This is a genomic window from Arthrobacter sp. 05L417 (assembly GCF_056397865.1).
This window is the reverse complement of record NZ_JBFTOG010000133.1, coordinates 1-389: the sequence shown is the minus strand read 5'-3', so window position 1 is coordinate 389 and position 389 is coordinate 1. Positions and strand designations below refer to the sequence as shown.

The window sequence follows — 389 nt, the reverse complement described above, 5'->3', positions numbered from 1 at the left end:
TCGTAGAGGTCCAGCGCCCGGGCGTAGGATCCGGCGGACTCCTCCCAACGGCCGGCATCCTGATGCAGGGCCCCGAGGTTGCTGTGCACCAGAGCCTGCTTCTCCGGGAGGTCCAGGACCTCGTAGAGGTCCAGCGCCCGGGCGTAGGATCCGGCGGACTCCTCCCACCGGCCGGCAGCCCGGTACAGGGCCCCGAGGTTGTTCTGCACCAGAGCCTGCTTCTCCGGGAGGTCCAGGACCTCGTAGAGGTCCAGCGCCCGGGCGTAGGATCCGGCGGACTCCTCCCAACGGCCGGCATCCTGATGCAGGGCCCCGAGGTTGCTGTGCACCAGAGCCTGCTTCTCCGGGAGGTCCAGGACCTCGTAGAGGTCCAGCGCCCGGGCGTAGGA

1 protein-coding gene is annotated in these 389 nt (G+C 69.7%); it reads right to left on the bottom strand.

The window, feature by feature from the left end:
* Positions 1–389, bottom strand: a 389-nt coding sequence (locus AC1DJW_RS26645; RefSeq protein WP_476902979.1) for a tetratricopeptide repeat protein, incomplete at both ends; no start/stop codon positions are given.